The organism is Cupriavidus laharis (assembly GCF_914271435.1).
GTDB classification, from domain to species: domain Bacteria; phylum Pseudomonadota; class Gammaproteobacteria; order Burkholderiales; family Burkholderiaceae; genus Cupriavidus; species Cupriavidus laharis.
Genome location: NZ_CAJZAI010000001.1, coordinates 453,843 through 478,305, shown reverse-complemented (window position 1 = coordinate 478,305; position 24,463 = coordinate 453,843). Strand labels below are relative to the sequence as shown.

At 66.0% G+C, this 24,463-nt stretch carries 18 protein-coding genes and 1 riboswitch; of the genes, 14 read left to right on the top strand and 4 right to left on the bottom strand.

The window, feature by feature from the left end; genetic code table 11:
• Nucleotides 1–12: 12 nt before the first annotated feature.
• From xdhB to ilvD, 7 genes are all read left to right on the top strand, one after another.
• Nucleotides 13–2,385 (top strand): xanthine dehydrogenase molybdopterin binding subunit, encoded by a 2,373-nt coding sequence (gene xdhB / locus LDO29_RS02125; protein WP_224078139.1) that lies wholly within the window; start codon nucleotides 13–15, stop codon nucleotides 2,383–2,385.
• Nucleotides 2,386–2,552: 167 nt separating this feature from the next.
• Nucleotides 2,553–3,545 carry a xanthine dehydrogenase accessory protein XdhC gene (xdhC, locus tag LDO29_RS02120; RefSeq protein ID WP_224078138.1) on the top strand — a complete coding sequence of 331 codons (993 nt, stop codon included), beginning with the start codon at nucleotides 2,553–2,555 and terminating at the stop codon, nucleotides 3,543–3,545.
• A gap of 20 nt (nucleotides 3,546–3,565) precedes the next feature.
• Entirely contained in the window at nucleotides 3,566–4,621 is a 1,056-nt protein-coding gene (locus tag LDO29_RS02115; protein ID WP_224078137.1) for an adenosine deaminase, read from the top strand.
• Nucleotides 4,622–4,684: 63 nt separating this feature from the next.
• Entirely contained in the window at nucleotides 4,685–6,007 is a 1,323-nt protein-coding gene (gene guaD / locus LDO29_RS02110; RefSeq protein WP_224078136.1) for a guanine deaminase, read from the top strand.
• Between the two features lie 172 nt (nucleotides 6,008–6,179).
• The gene (locus LDO29_RS02105) at nucleotides 6,180–7,322 is read left to right on the top strand and encodes a fatty acid desaturase (RefSeq protein ID WP_224078135.1); all 1,143 of its coding nucleotides are present in this window, start codon (nucleotides 6,180–6,182) and stop codon (nucleotides 7,320–7,322) included.
• 51 nt (nucleotides 7,323–7,373) lie between these two features.
• Nucleotides 7,374–7,598, top strand: a riboswitch (yybP-ykoY riboswitch).
• 29 nt (nucleotides 7,599–7,627) lie between these two features.
• Nucleotides 7,628–8,203: a TMEM165/GDT1 family protein gene (locus LDO29_RS02100; RefSeq protein ID WP_224078134.1), complete on the top strand. Its 576-nt coding sequence runs from the start codon at nucleotides 7,628–7,630 to the stop codon at nucleotides 8,201–8,203.
• A 222-nt stretch (nucleotides 8,204–8,425) separates the two neighbouring features.
• Nucleotides 8,426–10,285 carry a dihydroxy-acid dehydratase gene (gene ilvD / locus LDO29_RS02095; protein WP_224078133.1) on the top strand — a complete coding sequence of 620 codons (1,860 nt, stop codon included), beginning with the start codon at nucleotides 8,426–8,428 and terminating at the stop codon, nucleotides 10,283–10,285.
• A gap of 225 nt (nucleotides 10,286–10,510) precedes the next feature.
• Here ilvD and LDO29_RS02090 read toward each other — a convergent pair whose 3' ends face one another.
• Nucleotides 10,511–11,722, bottom strand: coding sequence for a urate hydroxylase PuuD (locus LDO29_RS02090; RefSeq protein WP_224078132.1), 1,212 nt, complete (start codon nucleotides 11,720–11,722; stop codon nucleotides 10,511–10,513).
• Nucleotides 11,723–11,753: 31 nt separating this feature from the next.
• A complete protein-coding gene (gene uraH / locus LDO29_RS02085; protein WP_224078131.1) occupies nucleotides 11,754–12,107 on the bottom strand; it encodes a hydroxyisourate hydrolase in 354 nt (117 codons plus the stop codon).
• Between the two features lie 338 nt (nucleotides 12,108–12,445).
• Here uraH and LDO29_RS02080 point away from each other — a divergent pair, with 338 nt between their 5' ends.
• From LDO29_RS02080 to LDO29_RS02055, 6 genes are all read left to right on the top strand, one after another.
• Complete coding sequence (locus tag LDO29_RS02080) at nucleotides 12,446–13,204, top strand: GntR family transcriptional regulator (RefSeq protein WP_224078130.1); 759 nt, start codon at nucleotides 12,446–12,448, stop codon at nucleotides 13,202–13,204.
• Nucleotides 13,205–13,351: 147 nt separating this feature from the next.
• A complete protein-coding gene (locus tag LDO29_RS02075; protein WP_224078129.1) occupies nucleotides 13,352–14,758 on the top strand; it encodes a nucleobase:cation symporter-2 family protein in 1,407 nt (468 codons plus the stop codon).
• A gap of 169 nt (nucleotides 14,759–14,927) precedes the next feature.
• On the top strand, nucleotides 14,928–15,878 hold the full coding sequence (puuE, locus tag LDO29_RS02070) for an allantoinase PuuE (RefSeq protein ID WP_224078128.1): 951 nt from the start codon (nucleotides 14,928–14,930) through the stop codon (nucleotides 15,876–15,878).
• Entirely contained in the window at nucleotides 15,875–16,393 is a 519-nt protein-coding gene (gene uraD / locus LDO29_RS02065; RefSeq protein WP_224078127.1) for a 2-oxo-4-hydroxy-4-carboxy-5-ureidoimidazoline decarboxylase, read from the top strand. The genes puuE and uraD overlap by 4 nt, the downstream gene beginning before the upstream one ends.
• 198 nt (nucleotides 16,394–16,591) lie before the next feature.
• Entirely contained in the window at nucleotides 16,592–17,659 is a 1,068-nt protein-coding gene (locus LDO29_RS02060) for a porin (protein ID WP_224078126.1), read from the top strand.
• 237 nt (nucleotides 17,660–17,896) lie between these two features.
• The gene (locus LDO29_RS02055) at nucleotides 17,897–18,142 is read left to right on the top strand and encodes a hypothetical protein (protein WP_224078125.1); all 246 of its coding nucleotides are present in this window, start codon (nucleotides 17,897–17,899) and stop codon (nucleotides 18,140–18,142) included.
• Between the two features lie 99 nt (nucleotides 18,143–18,241).
• On the opposite strand, the gene LDO29_RS02050 is transcribed toward LDO29_RS02055, so the two are convergent.
• Nucleotides 18,242–20,569, bottom strand: a complete 2,328-nt coding sequence (locus LDO29_RS02050) for an NADP-dependent malic enzyme (RefSeq protein ID WP_224078124.1) — start codon at nucleotides 20,567–20,569, stop codon at nucleotides 18,242–18,244.
• Between the two features lie 267 nt (nucleotides 20,570–20,836).
• Entirely contained in the window at nucleotides 20,837–21,508 is a 672-nt protein-coding gene (locus tag LDO29_RS02045; protein ID WP_224078123.1) for a DUF4136 domain-containing protein, read from the bottom strand.
• 227 nt (nucleotides 21,509–21,735) lie between these two features.
• Here LDO29_RS02045 and pepN point away from each other — a divergent pair, with 227 nt between their 5' ends.
• Nucleotides 21,736–24,435, top strand: a complete 2,700-nt coding sequence (gene pepN, locus LDO29_RS02040) for an aminopeptidase N (RefSeq protein ID WP_224078122.1) — start codon at nucleotides 21,736–21,738, stop codon at nucleotides 24,433–24,435.
• The last annotated feature ends 28 nt before the right edge of the window (nucleotides 24,436–24,463 follow it).

Here is a 24,463-nt window from a genome sequence, read left to right as displayed (position 1 = left end):
GGAGAGATCGGCATGAACAAGCAAACCGAACCCTTCCTGCTCGACGCCAGCGTGGCCGACGAGACCGTGCCGCAGGTCGGCATCTCGCGCCCCCACGAATCGGCGCACCTGCACGTGGCAGGCACCGCCACTTATACCGACGATATTCCCGAGCTGGCCGGCACGCTGCACGCGGCGCTCGGCATGAGCAGCCGTGCCCATGCCCGCATCCAGTCGATTTCGCTCGACAAGGTGCGCGCGGCACCCGGCGTGGTGGACGTGCTGACCGTGGACGACATTCCCGGCGTCAACGACTGCGGCCCGATCATCCACGACGATCCGATCCTGGCGCGCAGTGTGGTGCAGTTCATCGGCCAGCCGATCTTCGTGGTGGTCGCGACCTCGCACGACGCGGCGCGCCGCGCGGCGCGCCTGGGCGTGATCGAATATGAAGACCTGCCTCCGGTGCTCTCGCCCGAGGCCGCGCACGCGGCGGGCAGCTACGTGCTGCCGCCGATGCACCTGACCCGCGGCGAGCCGCTGCGGCATATCGCTGCCGCCGCGCACCAGGACGCGGGCAATATCCGCCTGGGCGGGCAGGAGCAGTTCTACCTCGAAGGTCAGATCGCCTACGCCGCGCCGCGCGAGAACGACGGCATGCATGTGTGGTGCTCGACCCAGCACCCGACCGAGATGCAGCATGCCGTGGCCCACATGCTGGGCTGGCACGCACACCAGGTGCTGGTGGAATGCCGCCGCATGGGCGGCGGCTTCGGCGGCAAGGAATCGCAGTCGGCCATGTTCGCGTGCTGCGCATCGCTGGCGGCATGGAAGCTGATGTGCCCGGTCAAGCTGCGCCCGGACCGCGACGACGACATGATGATCACCGGCAAGCGCCACGACTTCGTGTTCGACTACGAAGTCGGCCACGACACGGAAGGCCGCATCGAAGGCGTGAAGATCGACATGGTGTCGCGCGCCGGCTTCTCGGCCGACCTGTCCGGCCCGGTGATGACCCGCGCGATCTGTCACTTCGACAACGCCTACTGGCTGCCGAATGTGCAGATCGACGGCTACTGCGGCAAGACCAATACGCAGAGCAATACGGCGTTCCGCGGCTTCGGCGGCCCGCAGGGCGCGTTCGCGATCGAGTACATCCTCGACAACGTGGCACGCAATGTCGGCAAGGATTCGCTGGACGTGCGCCGCGCCAACTTCTATGGCAAGACCGAGCGCAATGTCACGCCGTACGGCCAGACCGTGGAGGACAACGTCATCCACGAACTGATCGACGAACTGGTGGCGACCAGCGAATATCGCGCGCGCCGCGAGGCCACGCGTGCGTTCAACGCGACCAGCCCGGTCCTGAAGAAGGGCATCGCGATCACGCCGGTGAAGTTCGGCATCTCGTTCAACGTGGCGCACTACAACCAGGCCGGCGCGCTCGTGCACGTCTACAACGACGGCTCGGTGCTGGTGAACCATGGCGGCACCGAAATGGGCCAGGGCCTGAACACCAAGGTGGCGATGGTGGTGGCGCATGAGCTGGGTATCCGCCTGGAACGCGTGCGCGTGACGGCAACCGATACCAGCAAGGTGGCCAACACTTCGGCCACCGCCGCATCGACCGGCGCCGACCTGAACGGCAAGGCCGCGCAGGACGCCGCCCGCCAGATCCGCGAGCGCCTGGCCGCCTTCATCGCCCGCAAGGCCGGAGTCGAACCGGACACGGTACGCTTCAATGACGATCTGGTCATCGCCGGCGAACTGCGCGCGTCCTTCGGCGATCTCGCCCGCGAAGCCTATGTGGCGCGCGTGCAGCTGTGGTCCGACGGCTTCTACACCACGCCCAAGCTGCACTGGGACCAGAAGAAGCTGCACGGCCGGCCGTTCTATTACTACGCCTACGGCGCGGCCTGCTCCGAGGTGCTGGTGGACACGCTGACCGGCGAATGGAAGCTGCTGCGCGCCGATGCGCTGCACGATGCGGGTAAGTCGCTGAACCCGGCCATCGACATCGGCCAGGTGGAAGGCGCCTTCATCCAGGGCATGGGCTGGCTGACGACCGAGGAACTGTGGTGGAACAAGGATGGCAAGCTGATGACGCATGCCCCGTCCACCTACAAGATCCCGACCATCAACGACTGCCCCGAAGACTTCAACGTGCGCCTGTTCCAGAACCGGAACGTGGAAGACAGCATCCACCGTTCCAAGGCTGTGGGCGAGCCGCCGCTGCTGCTACCGTTCTCGGTGTTCTTCGCGATCCGCGATGCGATCGCGGCCGTGGGTGACTATGAAGTCAACCCGCCGCTGCGCGCACCGGCCACCAGCGAAGCCATCCTGGACGCCGTGGAAGCGGTGCGCGCCATGCGCGATATGCGCGAAGCCACCGCACAGCCGGCCTGACGCGCGCGCCTGCCGGGCCCGCCGGACTTTCCCCCCTTGCCCGCCCGCCGACGGGCCAGGGGCCGGCCGCCCGCGCAGGTGCGCGCCACCCCGCCGGCAGGCAACCACAGACCGCAGCATCGACAACGAGACCGGCGCCAGCCGGCATCACAGACAAAGGCCCCGACATGCAGGACGCACCGCTCAAACCCTTCCGCTTCGCCGACGCCGCACGCATGGTGCGCACCGGCGTGCCGGTGGCGATGGTCACCATCGTCGAAGTCAAGGGCTCCGCGCCGCGCGAGCCGGGCATCCGCATGCTGGTCAGCGCCAATGACCTGGTCGGGACCATCGGCGGCGGGCATCTCGAATGGCGCGGCATGGATATCGCGCGCGCCATGCTCGACGAAGGCAAGGAACAGCGCCGCATCGAGCGCATTCCGCTAGGCCCCGCCCTGGGCCAGTGCTGCGGCGGCGTCGTGCAGCTGGCGTTCGAAGTGCTCGGGCAGGACGACCTGCACTGGCTGGATGCCGTGGAGGCCGCATTTGCCGCGGGCAAGTCACTGCAGCGCTCGGTGCCCGCACAGGGGGCCGTGGCCGCCACGGAAAGCCGTGCGGTAGTACCGTCCGTCACGCTGGAAGCAGATGGTTCCTGGACCGACACCCTGGTCCCCGATGACATGCACGTCGTGCTGTTCGGCGCGGGCCACGTCGGCCATGCGCTGGTCAAGGTACTGGCCAACCTGCCGTGCCGCGTCCACTGGGTCGACGAGCGCGACACGCTGTTCCCGGCCGGCCTGCCCGACAACGTCGAGGCCGAGGCCAGCGACACGCCTGAAGCCGTGGTGGCGCAGGCGCCAGCGGGCAGCTACTTCCTGGTCATGACGCACAGCCATGCGCTGGACCAGACCCTGTGCGAGGAGATTTTCCGCCGCACGGACTTTGCGTACTTCGGCCTGATCGGGTCCAAGACCAAGCGTGCGCGCTTCGAGCACCGGCTCGCGGACCATGGCGTCGACCCGGCGCGCTTCCCGGAAATGACTTGCCCGATGGGGGTATCGGGGATCACAGACAAGGCTCCGGCTATGATTGCGGTAGCCATCGTCGCCCAGTTGCTGCAGGTCCGCGACCAGCGTCTCGCCGCGCTGCACGCGAGCCAGGGGGAGACGGTGCATCCGTAACCAAAAGACCGAGGCCCCACATGACCATCGATGCCGCGCTGGCGGACAAGATCCGCCGTACTCCCAAGGCCGAACTGCACGTGCATATCGAAGGCACGCTCGAACCCGAGCTGATCTTCCGGCTGGCCCAGCGCAACCACGTGACCCTGCCCTACCCGAGCGTCGAGGCCCTGCGCGCGGCGTATGCGTTCACCGACCTGCAATCGTTCCTGGACATCTACTACGCCGGCGCCAGCGTACTGCTGACCGAGGAAGATTTCTTCGACATGACCATGGACTACGTCAAGCGCGCCGTCGCCGACAACGTCCGCCATGCCGAGATCTTCTTCGATCCGCAGACCCATACCGCGCGCGGCGTGCCGATCGGCACCGTGATCGACGGCATCGCCGATGCGCTGGCCCAGGCCCGCACCGAATACGATTTCTCGAGCAGCATGATCCTCTGCTTCCTGCGGCACCTGTCCGAGGAAGACGCGTTCGCAACGCTGGAGGCCGCCCTGCCCTTCCGCGACCGCTTTGTCGGCGTCGGCCTGGATTCCTCCGAGAAGGGCAACCCGCCCGAGAAATTCGCGCGCGTGTTCGCGCGTGCCCGCGAACTCGGCCTGCACCTGGTAGCCCATGCCGGCGAGGAAGGCCCCGCGCAGTACGTCAGCGACGCGCTGGACATCCTCAAGGTCGAGCGCATCGACCACGGCGTGCGTTCGATCGACGATGCCGCGCTGATCGAGCGCCTGGCACGCGAGCGCGTGGCGCTGACGGTGTGTCCGCTGTCGAACCAGAAGCTCAAGGTGCATCCGGACCTGCGCGCGCACCCACTCAAGCGCATGCTCGATGCCGGCATCATGATCACGCTGCATTCGGACGACCCGGCCTACTTCGGCGGCTACATGAACGCCAACTGGGAGGCCACGTTCGAGGCGCTGCCGCTCGATGCGGCCGACGCCCACCAGCTCGCGCGCAACAGTTTTGAAGCGGCTTTCCTGCCCCCGGTGCAGAAGGCCGAGTTCCTGGCCGAAGTCGACCACTTCTGGTCGGCCACGCCCACCTCCCCGCCCGCCACGGCCCCCGCGGCCTGAACGCGGAGCATACCCATAGACCGGCCCGTCGCCTGCGCGCGGGCCGGCCCCGAGAGACAAGCCATGACGACCACTCCCCCGACCCCGTCCATTACCCGCGCGATCCGCGGCCGCGTGCTGCATTTCCTGCACGACCCGCAGTTCCATGAGGACGCCTATCAGTATTGGGAGGATGGTCTGCTGATCGTCACCGCCGGGCGCATCGTCGCGGCCGGCGACTACACGGCTCTGGCATCGCGCATCCCGGCCGGCGCGGAGGTGGTGGATCACCGCGGCAAGGTGATCGTGCCGGGCTTTATCGACACCCACGTGCATTACCCGCAGACCGACATCATCGCGTCGCCGTCGCCGGGCCTGCTGCACTGGCTGGATACCTATACCTTCCCCGAGGAACGCCGTTTTGCCGAGCCCGAGTACGCACGCGCCGTGGCCGGCTTCTTCACCGACGAACTACTGCGCAACGGCACCACCAGCGCGGTGGTCTGGAGCACCGTGCACAAGGCCTCGGCCGAGGCCTTGTTTGCCGAGAGCGAGCAACGCAACCTGCGCATGATCACCGGCAAGGTGATGATGGACCGCAATTGCCCCGAGTTCCTGCGCGACACCGCCGAAACCGGCGCGCGCGATTCGGCCGACCTGCTGTCGCGCTGGCATAACAAGGGCCGCCTTGCCTACGCCATCACGCCGCGTTTCGCGCCGACCTCGACCGAAGCACAGCTCGCTGCCTGCGGCGAACTGGCCAAGGCCTATCCGGACGCGTTCATCCAGACCCACGTGGCCGAAAACCGCGACGAGGTGAAATGGGTGGCCGAGCTGTTCCCGGATGCGCGCAGCTACCTGGACGTGTACGACCGCTACGGCCTGCTGCGCCCGGGCGCGTTCTACGGCCACGCGATCTACCTGGACCAGGACGATCGCCGGCGCCTCGCCGACAGCGGCGCTGCCGTCGCGCACTGCCCGACATCGAACCTGTTCCTCGGCAGCGGCTTCTATGACTTCCACCAGTCGGACGCCAACCGCCTGAACGTAACACTGGCGACCGACGTGGGCGGCGGCACCTCGTTCTCGATGTTCCGCACCATGAACGCCGCGCACAAGGTCGCGCGCATGGGTGGCTACCACCTGACCGCGCTGCGCATGTTCTACCTGGCCACGCGCGCCGCGGCCGAGGCGCTGGGCTGGTCCGACCGCATCGGCAGCTTCAGCGAAGGCTGCGAGGCCGACTTCATCGTGCTGGATCCGGAAGCCACGCCGCTGATCGCACGCCGCAGCGGCCGCTCCGAATCGCTGGAGGAGCAGCTGTTCGCGTTTGCCATGCTCGGCGACGACCGCGTCATCGACAGCGTCTATGTGATGGGCGAGGCCGTACAGGCACCGGTGGTGTGACGCTGAAAACACCCGCGGCCGCACCACGCGGCCGCAGGCTGCTATTACCCGTGAGCGCTCCGGCACGGATTGACGCTGATCAAGACTCATACCGGCGAAGCCCTCTAACCTTTGCGGTTCCGTTGCCGGCCAAGACAGGCCGTACAGCAACGCCAGCAAACAGAAGGTTTCCATGACCACCACCGCTGCCACGCACCACGAGGTAACGCTTGAAGCACCGGCCGCTGCCGACCAGCCGTTTCCAGCCCCCATCCCCCCCGACCAGCCGCTGCCGTCCCGCAAGATCATCCGCGGCTGGCTGATCCCGCTTGGCCAGCGCAGCACGCCGCGCGCGCTGGCGCTGTTCGCCTTCGACTACATCCTGTTCGCGGCCACGCTGGCCGGCGTCGTGCTCGCCCCGCACTGGGCGGCCAAGCTGGGCCTGGGCGTACTGGCCGGCCTGATCATCGCGCGGCTGTTCATCATCGGCCATGACGCCTGCCACCAGAGCCTGACGCCGCGCCGCGGCCTGAACAAGTGGCTGGGCCGGCTGACCTTCCTGCCTTCACTCACGCCGTACAGCCTGTGGGAAGTCGGCCACAACGTCGTCCACCACGGCTACACCAACCTGAAGGGCTTCGATTTCGTCTGGGCGCCCTATTCGCTGGAAGAATTCCAGGCGCTGCCGCGCTGGCGCCGCATGATGGAGCGCATCTACCGCAACGGCTTCGGCGCCGGACTGTACTACCTGATCGAGATCTGGTGGTTCAAGCTGTTCTTCCCGAGCAAGCGCCAGATGGCCACGCGCCGGCCCATCTTCATGGCCGACTGCACACTGGTGGCAGCCTTCGGCGCCGCGTGGATCGGCGCGCTGGTGTGGGCCGCGCTGGCCACGGGGCAATCGGCATGGACAATGGTCGGCGCCGGCTTCGTGCTGCCGTTCCTGGTCTGGAACCTCACGGTCGGCTTCGTGCTGTACGTGCACCACACCCACACCAGCGTGGCGTGGTATGACACCAAGGCCATGTGGGCCAAGGCCCAGCCCTTCGTCTCGACCACCGTCCACCTGCGCTTCCGCCACGGCATCGGCTCGGCGCTGCACCACATCATGGAACACACTGCGCACCACGTGGACATGAGCGTGCCGCTGTACCGCCTGAAGCGCGCCCAGGCCCTGCTGGAACACGCGCTGCCGGGCCGCATCATCATCGAGAATTTCTCGTGGCGCTGGTACTTCGACACGGCGCGCCGCTGCAAGCTGTACGACTTCAAGGCCCTGTGCTGGACCGACTTCCGCGGCCGCCGCACCAGCGAGCAGTCGCCGGTGCCGGCCTGACAAGGCACTTTTTCCCGGCGGTGGACGCTCACCGCCGGCGCCGCTATAATTGCAGTTTCCATTGGGGAGTAGCCGCCCTGCTCTCACCGCGCCGCGCAATGCGGAACCCGGAAGACAGGGGCGTACGTCAACAGACTTGACCGCTTGCGGTTATGGCGTGCGCAGCTCCGGACCCGGCTGGCCAGATGGCCCAGCCCGATCCAAGGCCTGGCGAGACCGATGACCTCACCTTTCTGGCCGGGCCGGGAAAGGTGTGCGTCATTGGCATCTCGCGATGCATGCGGCCCGGTTACTCACACAACAACATGGAAGCCTTCCTCGTCTCCACAGGCATCGTCGCGCTCGCGGAAATGGGCGACAAGACGCAGTTGCTCTCGCTCGTCCTCGCTGCACGCTATCGCAAGCCCCTTCCCATCATCCTTGGCATCCTGATCGCCACAGTGGTCAACCACGGCTTTGCCGGCGCGCTGGGCGGCTGGATCACCCATGTGCTCGGCGAAACGCTGCTGCGCTGGATCCTTGGACTGGGCTTCATCGCCATGGCCGCGTGGATGCTGATCCCCGACAAGCTCGACGACGCCGAGGAAGCCAAGCCGGTGAAAGGCGCGCTCGGCATCCTGGCCACCACCATCGTCGCGTTCTTCTTTGCCGAGATGGGCGACAAGACCCAGATCGCCACGATCGCGCTGGCCGCCCGCTTCAACGGCGCGGTGCTTGCCGTGGTGGCCGGCACCACCTTCGGCATGATGCTGGCCAACGCGCCGGCCGTACTGCTCGGCGACAAGTTCGCCAACAAGATGCCGATCGGCCTCGTGCACAAGATCGCCGCGGGCATCTTCCTGGTGCTGGGCGTGCTGGCGCTGCTGAATATCGGCGGCTGAGGCCCAGGAGGCGCATCAGGACATCCGGGCCGCGCAGCCCGGGTGTCCTGCAGCCAGCGCGCGCGATCACCGGCCCTGGCGGCTACACGCGGCCGGGCGGTATGGGATAATCCGTGATTCTGCCCAGGGCGCAGCTCAAGAGGTTGTTCGCACGGGCGCGTGAGGGGCCCCTATTCCCATGGCCCCGCATCCTTTCCGCGATACTGATTTCACAACCCCACAATGCCCGCATACCGTTCCAAGACCTCCACCGCCGGCCGCAACATGGCAGGTGCGCGCTCCCTGTGGCGCGCCACCGGCATGAAAGACGATGATTTCAACAAGCCGATCATCGCGGTGGTGAACTCGTTCACCCAGTTCGTGCCCGGCCATGTGCACCTGAAGGACCTGGGCCAGCTCGTCGCGCGCGAGATCGAGGCCGCCGGCGGCGTGGCCAAGGAATTCAATACCATCGCGGTCGATGACGGCATCGCCATGGGCCATGACGGCATGCTGTATTCGCTGCCGAGCCGCGACATCATCGCCGACTCGGTCGAGTACATGGTCAACGCACACTGCGCCGACGCCATGGTGTGCATCTCGAACTGCGACAAGATCACCCCGGGCATGCTGATGGCCGCGATGCGCCTGAACATCCCCGTGATCTTCGTCTCGGGCGGCCCCATGGAAGCCGGCAAGACGCGCCTGGCCAACCCGGCCACCAAGGCCGTCGAGTTCAAGAAGCTCGACCTCGTCGACGCGATGGTGATCGCAGCCGACCAGGCCTATTCCGACGCCGACGTGGCCGAAGTCGAGCGTTCCGCCTGCCCGACCTGCGGTTCGTGCTCGGGCATGTTCACGGCCAACTCGATGAACTGCCTGACCGAGGCGCTGGGCCTGTCGCTGCCCGGCAACGGCACCGTGGTGGCCACGCACGCGGACCGTGAGCAACTGTTCAAGCGCGCCGGCAGCCGCATCGTCGAACTGGCCCGCCAGTACTACGAGCAGGAAGACGCGCGCATCCTGCCGCGCTCGGTCGGCTTCAAGGCGTTCGAGAACGCGATGACGCTGGACATCGCCATGGGCGGCTCGACCAACACCATCCTGCACCTGCTGGCGATCGCGCAGGAAGCGGGCATCAACTTCACGATGACCGACATCGACCGCCTGTCGCGTGTCGTGCCCCAGCTCTGCAAGGTCGCGCCCAACACCAACAAATACCATATCGAGGACGTGCACCGCGCAGGCGGCATCATGGCCATCCTCGGTGAACTGGAGCGCGCCGGCAAGCTGCACACCGACGTGCCCACGGTGCACGCTGCCACGCTCGGTGATGCCCTGAACCAGTGGGACATCTCCCGCACGCAGGACGAAGCTGTCAGGACCTTCTACATGGCCGGCCCGGCCGGCGTTCCGACGCAGGTCGCGTTCAGCCAGAACACGCGCTGGCCCAGCCTGGACCTGGACCGCGCCGAGGGCTGCATCCGCTCGTACGAGCATGCGTTCTCGAAGGAAGGCGGCCTGGCCGTGCTGACGGGCAATATTGCGCTCGACGGCTGCGTGGTGAAGACCGCCGGCGTGGACGAGAGCATCCTCGTGTTCGAGGGCTCGGCCAACGTCACCGAGTCGCAGGACGAAGCGGTCGAGAACATCCTCAACGACAAGGTCAAGGCCGGCGACGTGGTGATCGTGCGCTACGAAGGCCCGAAGGGTGGTCCCGGCATGCAGGAAATGCTCTACCCGACGAGCTACATCAAGTCCAAGGGCCTGGGCAAGGCGTGCGCGCTGCTGACCGACGGCCGCTTCTCGGGCGGCACCTCCGGCCTGTCCATCGGCCACTGCTCGCCCGAGGCAGCAGCCGGCGGTGCGATTGGCCTGGTCCGCGACGGCGACAAGATCCGCATCGACATCCCCAACCGCACGATCGACGTGCTCGTGTCGGACGAGGAACTGGCGCGCCGCCGCGAGGAGCAAAACGCCAAGGGGTGGAAGCCCGCCAAGCCGCGTCCGCGCAAGGTGTCGGCTGCGCTGAAGGCCTACGCCAAGCTAGTGATGTCGGCTGACAAGGGCGCGGTGCGCGATCTGTCATTGCTGGACGACTGATATTGCGGCGGGGCTTGCGCCCTGCTGCTCCCAAGGCCGCTCTTCGGAGCGGCTTTTTTGTTCTTCCGCTGATCAGCAAAAACGAAAAAAAACGAGGCCAAAGCCCCGTTCAAACCCTCGCCGGTCCGGTACTGACGGCCGCCAACTGCGCGGCCACCGGACCGTCGATCACCGATGCTCGGATTTCATGGGCCCGCTCGCTGGCGGGCCCGGATTCTGCAATGCTCAGTTGGTCGTCTTGGCGCCGCCTTCGAACCACTGGCCCAGCAAGGCGCGCTCGTCGTCAGTGATCTGCGTCACATTGCCCAGCGGCATGGCCTTCTGCTGGACGGCCTGCTGGTAGATCAGCTGGGCGTGCGCCTTGATTTCGTCGGCGGTGTCGAGCTTGATGCCCTTGGCCGCAGTCGGCATCATCTTCGGCGCCGCGGCATGGCACTGCACGCAGCGCGCATTGATCACTTCCTGCACCTTGGTGAAGCTCACCGCGGTGGCGGCGGCTTCAGCGCCACCGCTGCTGGCAACCGTCGGGCGCGGCTGCGGTGCGATCATCACGGCCACCACGCCGAGCGCGGCAACGCCGGCAGCAGGCCACAAGACATTGATCTTGCCCTTGTGCTTCAGGATGAAGAACTGACGGATCAGCACGCCGGCCAGCATAATCAGGATCAGCACCACCCAGTTGTACTTGGCGGCGTAGGTCATGCTGTAGTGGTTTGACAGCATGGCGAACAGCACCGGCAGCGTGAAGTAGGTGTTGTGCACGCTGCGCTGCTTGCCGCGCTTGCCGTGGATCGGGTCGACCGGCTGGCCGGCCTTCAGTGCCGCCACGACCTTGCGCTGGCCCGGGATGATCCACACCAGCACGTTGGCGCTCATGATCGTCGCCACCATCGCGCCGGTCAGCAGGAACGCCGCGCGGCCCGAGAAGATGTGACAGGCGACGAAGGCCGCGGCCATGATGTAGACCGCCACCAGGATGCCGACGAGACGGTCGTTCTTGCCGAACAGCCGGCAGATGCTGTCATAGACGATCCAGCCGATCAGCAGGTACGAGACCGCGAAGCCAACCGCCGCGCCCGGCGACATGTCGAACACGTTCTTGTCGATCAGGAACGTGCTGGCGTTGAACAGGTACAGCACGACCAGCAGCGCGAAGCCGCTCATCCACGTCGAGTACGACTCCCAGTAGAACCAGTGCAGGTTCTCGGGCAGTGACTTGGGTGCGGTCAGGTACTTCTGCGGGTTGTAGAAGCCGCCGCCGTGCACGGCCCACAGTTCGCCATCCACGCCCTTGTCCTTCAGGTCGGGGGCGGTGGGCCTGGTCAGGCTGTTGTCCAGCCAGACGAAATAGAACGAGGAACCGATCCATGCGATGGCGGTGATGACGTGCACCCACCGCAGCAGCATATTGGCCCAGTCGAGGATATAGCCTTCCATGTCTTGTCTCCTGTTTCCCTAGACCACCGGTTCAGCTGCCGCGGTAGGTCGAGTACGACCAGGGCGAAACCAGGAGCGGCACGTGGTAGTGCGCGTTGGGGTCGGCAATGCCGAAACGCAGGGGCACCACGTCCAGGAACGCCGGCTCGGGCAGCTTCACGCCTTGCGCGCGGAAGTAATCGCCGGCAGCGAATTCCAACTCGTACTCGCCGACGGCAAGGTCCGCACCTTCGAGCAGGGGCTGGTCGCAGCGTCCGTCGTGGTTGGTGACCACGGTCTTCAGCGTTTCGCGGCGATTGTCGACAATTTTATGGAGAGTAATCGACATGCCATGGCCCGGGGTGCCGGCTGCGGTGTCGAGAACATGGGTGGTCAAGCGTCCCATCGTATTTGTCCTTTTGCGATTGGGTTGTGAGGGGCGCCGCTGCCTTCACTAGCACCATCTGTGGGAATGGTGCCCGCTCGGTACGTCATGTAACGCATCCCGGCGCTGGGTTGGTGCGTGGCGACAATGCGCCTGCACCCACCCGGTTGACAATTGAGGGATAACCCTTAGTTGTCGAAAACCTGAATCTGTTTTGTTGACAATATTGAAGGCGTAACCAAATAATTGTCAACAATTTTCGGATCACTGCCTGCTGATAGCCTGGATTATCGGCGCGACAGATGGTGGTCCAGCAGGGGCCGCAGCCCGCTGTTTCCGTCCTAACGCTTGGTGCCGAGATGTCCAAGAGCCTGAAGCTGATTGCCGGTGTCGCCGACGCCGTGCTGACCGAACAGAAGCCCGAGAAGCTGGATAAGCCCGCCCGCAAGGGCTCGGTCGAAGAGCGCATGTATCACGAGATCTATGACGCGATCATGGAGCACAGGCTGCCGCCGCGCACCAAGCTGACCGAGCATTCGCTCTGCGAGATCTATGCCACGGCACGGCACACGGTGCGCAAGGTGCTGTCGCACCTGTCCGCGGACGGCATGGTGGACCTGGAACCCAACCGCGGCGCTTTCATCGCCAGCCCCTCCACCGACGAGGCGCACGACATGTTCGAACTGCGCCAGATGCTGGAACGCGCGGTGCTCGACAAGCTCGCCGCCATGCCCGACGTCAAGGCCGTGATCGCCCCGCTGCGCAAGATGGTGGCGAGCGAGCGCCAGGCCTTCCTCACGCACGACCGCCCCACGTGGATCCGCCTGTCGGCCGAGTTCCATACCGCGCTGGCCGAACTGTCCGGCAACGCGCTGCTGGTCAACATGATGCGCCGGCTGGTCTCGCGCACCACGCTGATGATCGCCAGCGTGGAAGCGCCCGGCAACAACGCCTGTTCGTTCGACGAACACGAGGAAATCCTCGATGCACTGGAACAGGGCGATGCCGCGCTGGCCCAGTCGCGCATGGCGCACCACCTCGGCGCTTGCGCCGACCGCGTACAACCCGACGATCCGGGCGCCTTCGATCTTCGCAGCGTGCTGGGCCGCTCCACCTAGCACGGTGTTCCCACCGGCATCACACAAAACGAGGCCTGGCTGTGCCGCCCATGACAGCGTCCTGAAGGACGCGGCGGCGGCGCTGTCCCAAAAGGAGGCCACGGACGCCGGTGTTCCCATCCAACCCAAAGGAGAGGAGACGCATCAATGACTTCCGCAAGCACCACGGTCCCCACGGACCTGACCAACGAGCGTTTGCCCTCCGGGCGTCTGCTCGCGCTCGGGCTGCAGCACGTGCTGGTGATGTATGCCGGCACCGTTGCCGTTCCCCTGATCATCGGTGGGGCCCTGAAGCTGCCCAAGGACCAGCTGGCTTTCCTGATCAATGCCGACCTGTTCGCCGCCGGCCTCGCCACGCTGATCCAGGCAGTCGGCTTCTGGAAGTTCGGCATCCGCATGCCCGTGATGATGGGCGTGACCTTTGCCTCGGTGGCACCGATGATCGCCATCGGCGCCGATCCGAATGTCGGCCTGCTCGGCATCTACGGCGCGGTGATTGCGTCAGGGGTGTTCGGCATTCTCATTGCGCCGATGATGGGCCGCATGCTCGGCCTGTTCCCGCCGGTGGTGACCGGCACGGTGATCACGCTGATCGGCGTGTCGCTGATGCGCGTGGGCATCAACTGGGCGGCCGGTGGCCAGCCCACCACGCGCGCCGTGATCGACGGCGTGGCCAAGGAAGTTCCCAACCTTGCCTACGGCGACCTGGCCAACCTCGGCATCGCCGGGCTCACGCTGGTGATCATCCTGCTGCTGACCAAGTATGGCCGTGGCCTGGTGGCCAACTGCGCGGTGCTGCTCGGCATCATCGCCGGCACGCTGGTGGCGATGGCCATGGGCAAGGTCTCGTTCGAGGGCCTGAACGAAGCCAGCTTCGTCGCCGTCATCACGCCGCTGCACTTCGGCATCCCGACCTTCGAAGTGAGCGCGATCCTGTCGATGTGCATCGTCATGGTGATCACGCTGGTGGAGTCGACCGGCATGTTCCTGGCGCTGTCGGACATCACCGGCAAGAAGCTCAGCAATGAAGAGCTGACCCGCGGCCTGCGCGCCGACGGCCTCGGCACCGTGATCGGCGGCGTGTTCAACACGTTCCCGTACACCTCGTTCTCGCAGAACGTGGGCCTGGTGACCGTGACCGGCGTGCGCTCGCGCTACGTGGCGGCGGCCGGCGGCATCATCCTGATCTCGTTCGGCCTGTTCCCGAAAATGGCCCACGTGGTGGCGTCGGTGCCGCAGTTCGTGCTCGGCGGCGCCGGCATCGTGATGTTCGGCATGGTGGCCGCCACCGGCATCCGCATCCTGGGCAGCTGCGATTTCAACCGCAACCGCCACAACCTGTTCATCGTCGCCATCGCGATCGGCTTCGGCATGATCCCGACGCTGGCGCCGACGTTCTTCCAGTACCTGCCGAAGTGGACGGTGCCGTTCACCCACAGCGGGATCGTGCTCGGCACCATCGTGGCCGTGGCGCTGAACCTCTTCTACAACGGCGTCCAGTCGCGCGAAGAGGCCATGCGCAACGCCGCCGCGAACACGCACGGCACGGAGTAATCGCAGCAACCGGGACCGCCGCGTCAGCGCAGCGGCACGACTGGCACGTTCATTGCGAGATTTGCAGCGCTTTCGGGCGCAGCAACGTGCCAGCCGCCGCAAGACGCCACGGTCCCCGGACATCCCTTCGCAAGCGGGGATGGCCGGTTCCCTGAAGCAGAAACGACCCATGACAAAGCAGAACTATCCACGCGATCTCATCGGCTACGGCGCCCGGCCGCCGCACGCCCGCTGGCCCGGCGGCGCGCGCGTCGCCCTGCAGTTCGTCCTCAACTACGAAGAGGGCGGCGAAAACTGCGTCCTGCACGGCGATGCCGCGTCCGAGCAGTTCCTCTCCGAAATCGTCGGCGCAGCGGCCTACCCCGACCGCCACATGAGCATGGAGGGGATCTACGAATACGGCTCGCGCGCGGGCGTCTGGCGCATCCTGCGCGAATTCGAACGGCGCGGCCTGCCGCTGACCATCTTCGGCGTGTCGATGGCGCTGCAGCGCCATCCGGAACTGACGCGTGCGTTTGTCGAGCTCGGCCACGAGATCGCCTGCCACGGCTGGCGCTGGATCCACTACCAGAATATCGACGAAGCCACCGAGCGCGAGCACATGCGCATCGGCATGGAAATCATCAGGGAGCTGACCGGCTCGATGCCGCTCGGCTGGTACACCGGCCGCGACAGCCCCAATACGCGCCGCCTGGTGGTGGAGCACGGTGGCCTCCTGTACGACTCCGACTACTACGGCGACGACCTCCCCTTCTGGACCGAGGTGGAAGTCACCGGTGGCGAGAAGAAGCCCCACCTGGTGGTGCCGTACACGCTCGACTCCAACGACATGCGCTTTGCCACGCCGCAGGGCTTCAACACCGGCGAGCAGTTCTTCCAGTACCTGAAGGATGCGTTCGACGTGCTGTACGAGGAAGGCGACCCCAGCGGCCTGGACCAGCCCAAGATGCTGTCGATCGGCATGCATTGCCGATTGCTCGGCCGCCCGGGGCGCTTCCGCGCGCTGCAGCGCTTCCTCGACTATGTGCAGGGCCACGACAAGGTGTGGATCTGCCGGCGTGTCGATATCGCCCGCCACTGGGCCGAGACCCACCCCTACACTCCCCGCAACAAAGCATGAGCCAGACCTACACCATCGCCCAACTCAACGCCATGCCCGCCGCCGAATTCGTGACGGTGCTGGGCGGCCTGTATGAACACTCGCCGTGGTTTGCCGAAACCGCCGCGGCAAAGCGCCCGTTCGCGAATGTGGCGGAACTCGCCAGCGCACTGCGCAACGCCGTGGACGAGGCTGGCACCGAAGCGCAGGTCAAGCTGGTGCGCGCCCACCCGGAACTGGCCGGCAAGGCCGCCGTGCGCGGCGAACTGACTGCCGAGTCCACGCGCGAGCAGAGCGGTGCCGGCCTGAACCTGTGCACGCCCGAAGAGTTCGAGCGCCTGCAGTCGCTGAATGCACGCTACAACCAGAAGTTCGGCTTCCCGTTCATCCTGGCGGTGCGCGGCTACGACCGCGCCGGCATCATCAACGAGTTTGCCCGCCGCATCGACAACACGCCCGAGGCCGAGTTGCAAACTTGCATCAACCAGATCCACCGCATTGCGCAGTTCCGCCTTGACGACTTAGTATCCGGCTGAGCCAAAAAAGCGCCACCTGTATAACAAAAACGCTGTACCCGATGCCGCCGGCACCCCGGCCTGCGTTCCTCCAGAACGCGGGCCTGTCAACCGAGCCCCGACCAGGCGGCACGAACAGAAGCACAAAGACCAGAACAAGAACCCGACAGGGACCCAGTACACAACGTTCCAAGCAGGATCAACCACGGAGGTCTACACATGCATAAGCAGTACAAGCCGGCAATGAAGCTGGCGGCGGTAGCAGCTACCCTTCTTTCCGGCGCGGCCATGGCCCAGTCCAGCGTGACGCTGTATGGCCAGGCCGATATGTTTGTCGGCGGCGTCAAGAGCCCGGGCGTCGGCGAGCGCGCCTGGGTCGCCAACTCGGGCGGGATGCAGACGTCCTACTGGGGCATCAAGGGCACCGAAGACCTGGGCGGCGGCACCAAGGCCATCTTCGACCTGAACGGCTTCTTCCGCACCGACAGCGGCAGCATGGGCCGCTTCAATGGCGACTCGATGTTCAGCCGCAATGCCTATGTCGGCCTGCAGAACGACAAGGCCGGCACCCTCAAGCTGGGCCGCAACACCACGCCGTACTTCATCTCGACCATCCTGTTCAACCCGCTGGTCGACTCGTACGTGTTCTCGCCGACGATCTTCCATACATACTTCGGTGCCGCCAGCGGCGCCGTTGTCGACCCCGGCATCATCGGCGATTCGGGCTGGAACAACTCGGTGCTGTACTCCACGCCGAACTTCGGCGGCCTGACGGCCAACTTCATCTACGCCTTCGGCGAGCAGCCGGGCGCAGGCGGCAAGAACAAGTGGGGCGGCAACCTGATGTACTTCAATGGCCCGTTCGCTGCCACTGTTGCCTACCAGCAGGTCCGCTTCGACAGCGTGCCGACCGACCTGGCCAACGCCGGCCTGTCGCGCCAGGACGCCGCCCAGCTGGGCCTGTCGTATGACTTCAAGGTGGTCAAGCTGTTTGCCCAGGGCCAGTACATCAAGACCCGCGCTACAACGGCGCCGTCCGGCGACATCAAGCACGTCAACGGCCAGTTCGGCGCGTCGGTGCCCATCGGCGCCGGCAGCCTGCTGGCTTCGTACGCTTACGACAAGACCGACAACTCACTGGGCGATTTCAAGCGCAACACCGTTGCGGTCGCCTACGACTACAACCTGTCCAAGCGCACCGACGTGTACGCCGCCTACTATTACGACAAGATCACTGGCATCGAACACGGCGACACCTTCGGTGTGGGCGTGCGCCACAAGTTCTGACGCACCACACGCCTCCGACGGCAGTCCCGAGCCCGCCACCCGGCGGGCTTTTTTGTTGCCGTGCCGGCATCACATCCGGCACGGCCGCCTCAACATCATGTTGCACCGCCGCATGATCTGCCACGCGACCGCGGATTGACAGCCATCGCTCCATAGGCGGATTCAATTGGAAGACGGCCGGCACGGTGCCTAGATTGGTTGTCCGGACTATGAAAACCACAGCGAGACAGGTGAGACATGCGGCGATATGCGAAGACCCGTTCCGAACTGATGGCCATTCTGAACCAGTGCCTCGACAACAACCCCGAATGCGGAGAATGTGAGCTTCACGCGGTACGAATGCACCAGCCGGACCATACCGGCTGCAACTGGAGCGCCGAAGTGAACTTCCCGCAGGAGTATGTCGAGCACCTTGACACTCAGCTGGCGGCTGCCCGGTCGATCATCGTGGTCATGCGCGAGCAATACAACGTGCTGCAATAGCAACCGGCCGCGGCGCACCTTTGACGCGCCACAGCAAAAGAAAGGCCGGGTCGATGACCCGGCCTTTTTCATGCCTGCGAGGCTGTGCGAAGCCAGCGCTTAGCGCAGGGCGCTGGCGTTGGCCTCGGCCACCGCGACAGCAGTCATATTGACGATGCGGCGCGTCGTCGCCTGCGGATTCAGGATATGCACGGGCCTGGCCGCGCCCAGCAGGATCGGGCCCACCGTGACGCCCTGCCCACCCGTGATCTTGAGCAGGTTGAATGCAATGTTGGCGGCATCCAGCGTCGGCATCACCAGCAGGTTGGCGCTGCCCGCCAGCTTGGTCGAAGGCAGGAAGTGGCGGCGCACGTCTTCATCCAGCGCGGCATCGCCCTGCATCTCGCCTTCGACTTCCAGGTGCGGTGCCTCCCGGGCGAGGATCTCGGCGGTTTCGCGCATCTTGCGCGCCGACGGACGCGTCGACGACCCGAACATCGAATGCGACATCAGCGCCACCTTCGGGTGCAGGCCGAAGCGGCAGATCTCTTCGGCAGCCAGTTGCGTGATCGCGGCAAGTTCTTCCGCGGTCGGATCGTCATTGACGTAGGCGTCGGTGATGAACAGCGTGTACTTCTCGAGCATCAGCGCGTTCAGTGCGGCAAAGACCTTGGCGCCCGGCGCCAGGCCGATCACGTCGCGCACGTGCTCCAGGTGCGCCTCGAAGCGGCCCACCGTGCCGCACAGCAGCGCATCGGCGTCGCCCATGTGCATCAGCATCGCGCCGATCAGCGTGTTGGAACGGCGCAGCGCCACCTTGGCCATGTCCGGCGTCACGCCATCGCGGCCGCGCAACGCGTGGTAAGCCTCGTGATAGGCACGGTAGCGCGGATCATCCTCAGGGTTGATCAGCTCGAAATCGGTACCGGCGCGCAGACGCAGGCCGGCCTTCTCGATACGCATCTGGATCACGTGCGGGCGGCCGATCAGGATCGGACGCGCCAGGCCTTCGTCCACCACGCCCTGCACCGCGCGCAGCACGCGCTCTTCCTCGCCTTCGGCATAGGCGACGCGCTTGGGCGCGGCCTTGGCGGCGGAGAACACCGGCTTCATGATCATGCCGGTGTGGTACACGTAGGTCGACAGCTGCTGGCGATAGGCGTCCAGGTCCTTGATCGGGCGCGTGGCCACGCCGGACTCTTCCGCGGCCTTGGCCACGGCCGGCGCGATCTTCTCGATCAGGCGCTGGTCGAACGGCGTCGGGATGATGTAGTCGGGCCCGAACTTCAGCTCGCGGCCGCCGTAGGCAGCGGCCACGGCGTCGTTGAGCTCGGCTTCAGCCAGTTCGGCGATGGCTTTCACGCTGGCCAGCTTCATCGCTTCCGTGATCTTCGTCGCGCCGCAGTCGAGCGCGCCGCGGAAGATGTACGGGAAGCACAGCACGTTGTTGACCTGGTTCGGGTAATCCGAACGGCCCGTGGCGATGATGCAGTCCGGGCGCGCGGCCTTGGCCACTTCCGGACGGATTTCCGGCTCGGGGTTGGCCAGCGCCAGGATGATGGGCTTGTCGGCCATCGTCTTGACCATCTCGCCGGTCAGCACGCCTGCGGTGGAGCAGCCCAGGAATACGTCCGCGCCCTTGACGATGTCGGCCAGCGTGCGGGCCGAGGTGTCCTGCGCATAGCGGGCCTTGTTGGCTTCCATGTTGGCGTCACGGCCGACATAGATGACCCCCTTCGAGTCCACCACTGAAACGTTTTCGCGCTTCACGCCCAGGCTCACCATGGTGTCCAGGCAGGCGATGGCCGCAGCGCCGGCGCCCGACACCGCCACCTTGACCGTGGCAATGTCCTTGCCGACCACCTTGAGGCCGTTGAGCAGCGCCGCGGTCGAGATGATGGCCGTGCCGTGCTGGTCGTCATGGAAGACGGGGATGTTCATGCGCTCGCGCAGCTTCTGCTCGATGTAGAAGCATTCCGGCGCCTTGATGTCTTCCAGGTTCACGCCGCCGAGCGTGGGCTCCAGCGCGGCGACGATCTCGACGATCTTGTCCGGGTCGCGCGCGTCGAGCTCGATGTCGAACACGTCGATGCCGGCGAACTTCTTGAACAGGCAGCCCTTGCCCTCCATCACCGGCTTGCCGGCCAGCGGACCGATGTCACCCAGGCCCAGCACCGCGGTACCGTTGGTGATCACAGCCACCAGATTGGCACGCGAGGTGTACTCGGCAGCCGTCGCCGGATCCTTGGCAATCTCCTCGCAGGCATAGGCCACGCCCGGCGAGTACGCCAGCGACAGGTCGCGCTGGTTGGACAGCGCCTTGGTGGCGGTTACCTGGATCTTTCCCTTGGTGGGACTGCGGTGGTATTCCAGCGCAGCGAGGCGCAATTGCGCTTCAGGACTGTTCGGGGCATGTTGCGGTGCATCACCGCTGGTCTTGCTGCTCATTGGCTCGTCCGGAAAATGGCCCGGTACCGGCGCCCGCACGCATCCCGCCATGAACGCAACGGGCACGACGGCCGGCAGCGAGGGGCAGCATCCTGACGGGCTCCGGCGATATGGGGCCGGAAAATCGAGCAGCTATTCTAGCCCACGGTTGCGGCGCTGAACCCACCTGTTTCAAGGGGTGACGCGGGTTTTCGGCCGAATATCGCAGCAAAACAGCTTTTACCAATGCGTATGCAATGGCACGCCAATGTATATGCTTCTCGCGCGTTACTTGGCGGCCGGTTTCGCGTCCGCCGGCGCAGCCGGAGCCGTGCCCTCATCGACCGGCAAGGTCACGCGCCGGGGCCTGCCGCTCTCGGCCGGAAACTCCGTGAAGGCGCTGCGGATCAGGTACGGCATCATCGCCGCCGGGTTGCCGTTCTCGGTCTGGTTCTGCGCGCTGACCTGGTAGACACGCTGGCCGGTGCGCGCATCCTTGAAATAGACCTGCAGGCTGGCAAAGGTCACGGGCACGTCGCGCACGATGGTCTGGGGCGGCCAGTAGCCGGGCCAGCCCCACGGGCCCCAGGGCCGGTAGAAGCCGTACGGCCCCCAGTATGGTCCCCACGGGCCATACCACGGGTCCGGGTAGACCGTTTCCGCCACGCGCACGATGCCGGGCGCCGCGTTGTACTCCATGCTGACCCGGTAGCGCGCCTGCTTCTCGGGCACCTGCTCGAAGCCTACCCCCGCCAGCGCGCTGGCCAGCCACTGCTCATAAGTCTGGCGCTCAAGCTGGGCTGCCTGCTCGGGCGTGTGCGCGAAGCTGTAGGTGCGCGGCGCGTCGTTCTGCCAGCCCGGCTGCCGGAATGCCGTGACATCCGTCACCACCGTGCTCGCGCAGCCAGCCAGCAGCATGGCGCCGGACAGCGCCAGCCACGCGGCAAGCCTGCGCCACATCCCGTTCCCGTCATTGCAGTGGCTGCCTGCGCCACGGCCCGCCTGTTGCCACATATCGATGCCTCTCTTGTTGTTGATCTGACGTGTCTCTCAGACCACGCCAATGCGCCGGAATTCCCGCCAAGCCGTGCTGTCTACCCCTTGGCTACAATGGTTACTTCGGCGCCGTGTTCCGCCCCCGGGCCGGCGCGCCCCTCTTCCACGGTCTTCCGAAGACAGGATTCCCCATGCTGCGCACCGATACGCCCGTTACCGTCTATCGCAAGGACTATACCCCGCCCGCCTTCACCATCGACCACGTCGAACTGGTGCTGGACCTCGATCCGCAACGCACTGTCGTGACCAGCACGCTGCGCTTCGCGCGCCATGCGGCCGCGGCCGCCGACGCGCCCCTGGTGCTGGCCGGCGAAGATCTCGAACTGATCGGCGTGAGCGTGGATGGCAAACCCGTTGCCAACGTCACCCAGCAGCCGGGTTCGCTGACGCTGCCGGGCCTGCCCGCGCAGGGCACGCTGGAAATCACTGCAGCCTGCCAGCCGGCAGCCAATACCTCGCTGTCGGGGCTCTATGTCTCGAACGGCAATTTCTTCACGCAGTGCGAGGCCGAGGGCTTCCGCCGCATCACCTACTTCCTGGACCGGCCGGACGTGATGGCCACCTACCGCGTCACGCTGCGCGCCGATCGCGCAGCCTACCCGGTGCTGCTGTCCAACGGCAACCTCGTCAGCGAACGCGAACTGCCGGGCGGCCGCCATGAGGCGGTGTGGGAAGACCCGTTCCGCAAGCCGTCGTACCTGTTCGCGCTGGTGGCCGGCAAGCTCGAGTGCATCGAGGAACGCATCAAGTCCGCCTCCGGCAAGGACAAGCTGCTGCAAGTCTGGGTCGAAGCGCGCGATCTCGACAAAACCCGCCACGCCATGGATTCGCTGATTCACGCGATCCGGTGGGACGAGCAGCGCTTCGGGCTGGAGCTGGACCTGGACCGCTTCATGATCGTCGCGGTCGGCGACTTCAACATGGGCGCGATGGAGAACAAGGGCCTGAACATCTTCAACACGAAGTACGTGCTGGCCAATGCGCAGACCGCCACCGACATCGACTTCGCCAATATCGAAGCCGTGGTCGGCCACGAGTACTTCCATAACTGGACCGGCAACCGCGTGACCTGCCGCGACTGGTTCCAGCTCTCGCTCAAGGAAGGCCTGACCGTCTTCCGCGACCAGGAATTCTCGGCCGACATGATGGGCTCGGAATCGGGCCGCGCGGTCAAACGCATCGAAGACGTGCGCGTGCTGCGCCAGGTGCAATTCCCCGAAGACGCCGGCCCCATGGCGCACCCGGTACGCCCGGACAGCTATGAGGAGATCAACAACTTCTACACCGTCACGGTGTACGAGAAAGGCGCCGAAGTCGTGCGCATGTACCAGACGCTGCTGGGCCGCGACGGCTTCCGCAAGGGCATGGACCTGTACTTCAAGCGGCACGACGGCCAGGCCGTTGCCTGCGATGATTTCCGTGCCGCGATGGCGGATGCCAATGGCCGCGACCTCACGCAGTTCGGCCTCTGGTACAGCCAGGCCGGCACGCCGGTGGTCGCCGCGCGCACGGCGTGGAATGCCAACGATGGCAGCCTGACGCTGACCTTGTCGCAGCGCTGCCCCAAGGTCGGCATCGAGACGCGTGCCGGCACGCCTGACAAGCAGCCCTTCCACATCCCGTTCGCGATCGGCCTGCTCGGCGCCGACGGCCACGACTTGCCGCTGCAGCTCGAAAGCGAGGCCGCTGCCGGCGGCACCACGCGCGTGCTGGACTTCACGCAGGCCGAGCAGACCTTCCGCTTCATCAACCTGCCGCGCGGTGCCGCAGCGCCGCTGCCGTCGCTGCTGCGCAACTTCTCGGCGCCGGTGATCGTCGATGCCGAGTACACCGACGCCCAGCTCACGTTCCTGCTGGCCCATGACAGCGACGCGTTCAACCGCTGGGAAGCCGGCCAGCGCCTGGCCACGCGCGCACTGCTGCAACTGGTGGGCGACGTGCAGGCCGGGCGCGACCTGAAGCTCGACCCCGCCCTGATCAGCGCCATGCGCACCGTGCTCACTGACGACCGCCTCAGCCCCGCCTTCCGCGAGCAGGCACTGGTGCTGCCCGCCGAAGCCTACCTGGCCGAACGCATGGGCGTGGCGGACCCCGCCGCCATCCATCAGGCGCGCCAGTTCATGCGTGCGGGCCTGGCCCATGCCCTGCAGGCCGACTGGCTGGCGGCCTACGAGTCCAACGCCACGCCCGGCCCCTACAGCCCGGACGCGGATGCATCTTCGCGCCGCGCGCTGCGCAACCTGGCGCTGGGCTACCTCGTCGAGAGCGGCAGCGACGCCATGCTGCAGCTGGCCGGCGAGCAGTACCAGAACGCGGACAACATGACCGACCGCTTTGCCGCGCTCTCCGCGCTGGTCAACAGCTTCGCCCCGGGGCGCGAGGCCGCGCTGGCCGACTTCTACGAGCGCTTCGAAGACGATGCACTGGTCATCGACAAATGGTTCTCGCTGCAGGGCATGCAGCGTGGCGAGGTCGGGCCGCATGCGGGCAAGCGCACCATCGACACCGTGCGCGCCCTGATGGAGCACCCCGCCTTCAATCTGCGCAATCCCAACCGGGCGCGCGCGCTGATCTTCAGCTTCTGCTCGGGCAACCCCGCGCAGTTCCATGCCGCGGACGGTTCGGGCTACCGCTTCTGGGCCGACGAGGTGCTGGCGCTCGATGCGATCAACCCGCAGGTCGCGGCGCGCCTGGCGCGCGTCATGGACCGCTGGCAGAAGTACGAGCCGGCCTTGCGCGAACGCATGCGCGCAGAGCTGGAGCGGGTGTCGGCATCGGCCTCGCTGTCGCGCGATGTGCGCGAAATCGTCGGCAAGTCACTGGCCACCTGACGCCAGGGGGCCGGCACCGGCGCGGCGC